We start from the raw sequence: 2137 nt of genomic DNA, 5'->3' as shown, positions 1-2137 counted from the left end.
GGTGTCGAACCGCACCGGCACGTCAAACTCGAACCCCGCCGTGATCTCGACCTGTTCGGGCGGGGGGGCCACGAATGTGACCACCCCACGGGCCAGATCAACCTCATAGTCGACACCTTCACGCATGGCATCCTGATCCAGACCCAAACGCATCGTACCGAGGACGGGTTTGGTGATCGGTCGCACATAGCTGACCCCGCCCGAGCTATAGGTTTTCACCAGTTGAAACTCGGTACGCTCTCCGTCGCCGCGCGCGATGACCTGATCGCCCTTGTCGACCTCTGCCGTTGCCGCGCCCGACTTGAAATCCGACCAGTCCTTCCAGCGGAATCCAAACATCTGCCCCTGCCGCGCCTCAAAGAACGAGATCAACGTCTCGACGTCGTCCAGCGACCGCATCCCCAGACCCGCATCATAGCGCCTGCGCGAATGCGCCCAGGGCGTGTTGCGTTCCTCAAATCCGTTGGCCAGCGTCACAATATCCGTGCGCCGCTCAGGTCCCCCAACCGAGCCGAAGCTCAGGCTGGCCGGAAATCTCACCTCATGGAAATTCATACCCTGCTCCTCTTATCTGTTGCGATTGCCACGGCCCAAGGCGCGGCTCATCTGCGCCGCGATCTGACCTTGCGAGCGGCGGAATCCCTGCACATCGGGTGTGGAGATATTCATCACCACATTCACCGCCCGGCCCCCGCCTTGTGTCCGCACGCCCAGCTTGCCATCTGCGCCGCGCGCCAGCGGCATGATCGCCTCGGGACCCGCCTCACCCATCAGCCCGGTGCCACCGCGCATCGGGAACATAGTCGGGCTGCTGACGATGCCACCATTGGCAAACGGCATCACCCTGCCTTGGGAAAAACTGCCGCCATCGGCAAACGGCAAAATGCCCTGCACCAAACCGCCCACCCCATTGGCCAGCATGCCGCCAAAGTGATCCGTCACCGGCTTGATCGCCGCCGAATACGCCGTGCGGATCATCGAATTCTTCAGCACATCCAGCGCGCCCGACAGGTTCATCCCGTCCAGCACCACGCCATCAAATGCCTTGCGCAGCCCGCCGGACATGCCGCGCTCCAGCGTGGCCACATCCTTTCCGGTTTCTTCAAACGCAGCCTTGATCCGCCGCATCTGGCCATCAAACGCCGAAGCCATCGTGGCGGCATCCCCAAGCGCATCGCCTAGCGCCTCTCCCCGCTCCTGTAGGTCGTCAAAACCCTCACGATCCGTCATCACGCTCTCCTTGTGTTCTGTCCGGATAGGCCACCAGCAGCGCATCCAGCCCCGCCCGGTTCATCGCAGGCATCCCCGCGCCCTGCCCCAGCATCAGCCGCAGCTCGGCCGGAGTCAGACGCCAGAACTGATCCGGCGTCAGGCGCAGGCCGAGAAACCCGGCCCGCATCAGCACGGGCCAGTCGAACCCGCTCACTCGGGCACCATGAAGGCCCGCGCCAGCAGTTCTGCCGCTGCCTTGGCCCCCGCCATCGGCCCGCCCGCGATCTCGGCATGCAGCAGGTCATCGCGAGTGACCCGCGCACCACCACCCCGCAGCCCCGCTACGATCAGCGCCAGCACATCGCCGCTGGAATACCCTCCACCCTCAAACCGCTGCACCAACTCGACCAGAGACCCGGCCTGCAGTTCCTGTTCCAATTCCGCCAAAGCACCCAAAGTCAGCTTGAGCACCCGCTGCTCCCCATTGATGGTCAGCGCCACCTCGCCCGTCCACTGATTGGCCATCAGAGCGCCGTAAAGCTCAGCGCACCAGCGCTTGCCATGCTCATCTCATAGGTCGCCTCACCGTTATGCGAGCCCGCATATTCGATGCTGCTGACCTGAAACGGGCCTTCAACGATGCCGAAATCGGGGATGATCACCTGAAACCCGGGCGTCTCACCGTCAAAGAACAGCTGACGCGCACGCTCATCCGTGCCTTCATCCTTGAACACGCCCGAGCCCGAGATCGAGGCCGATTTGACCCCCGCCCCCGACAGCAGCTCGCGCCACCCGCCCTGGCTTTCCAGGCTAGTGACATCCACGCTTTCCGCATTGAAACTGATCCGCGTGGCGCGCAGGCCCGCGATGGTCTCGAACAGGCCCGTGCCGTTCATATCCACTTTGACCAACAGGTCTTTTCCGT

Annotated in this window: 5 protein-coding genes; all 5 read right to left on the bottom strand. The window is 63.4% G+C overall.

Translation table 11 applies throughout. The annotated features are described in order from the left end of the window. On the bottom strand, nucleotides 1-555 hold a 555-nt coding region (locus ACR0E6_RS20880; RefSeq protein WP_480586888.1), incomplete at its 3' end, for a phage distal tail protein, Rcc01695 family. 12 nt (nucleotides 556-567) lie between these two features. Then, nucleotides 568-1230: a phage tail tape measure protein gene (locus ACR0E6_RS20875; RefSeq protein WP_480564070.1), complete on the bottom strand. Its 663-nt coding sequence runs from the start codon at nucleotides 1228-1230 to the stop codon at nucleotides 568-570. After that, nucleotides 1217-1426, bottom strand: coding sequence for a rcc01693 family protein (locus ACR0E6_RS20870; RefSeq protein ID WP_480564068.1), 210 nt, complete (start codon nucleotides 1424-1426; stop codon nucleotides 1217-1219). Before ACR0E6_RS20870 ends, ACR0E6_RS20875 begins: the two co-directional genes overlap by 14 nt. Continuing rightward, nucleotides 1423-1737 (bottom strand): gene transfer agent family protein, encoded by a 315-nt coding sequence (locus ACR0E6_RS20865; protein ID WP_480564066.1) that lies wholly within the window; start codon nucleotides 1735-1737, stop codon nucleotides 1423-1425. The genes ACR0E6_RS20870 and ACR0E6_RS20865 overlap by 4 nt, the downstream gene beginning before the upstream one ends. Next, nucleotides 1737-2137, bottom strand: a 401-nt coding sequence (locus tag ACR0E6_RS20860) for a phage major tail protein, TP901-1 family (RefSeq protein ID WP_480586886.1), incomplete at its 5' end; no start/stop codon positions are given. The genes ACR0E6_RS20865 and ACR0E6_RS20860, both read right to left, overlap by 1 nt.

It is taken from the genome of Ruegeria sp. AP12 (assembly GCF_056540025.1).
The sequence above is the reverse complement of the archived record's forward strand: the minus strand, read 5'-3'. Positions and strand labels throughout refer to the sequence as shown.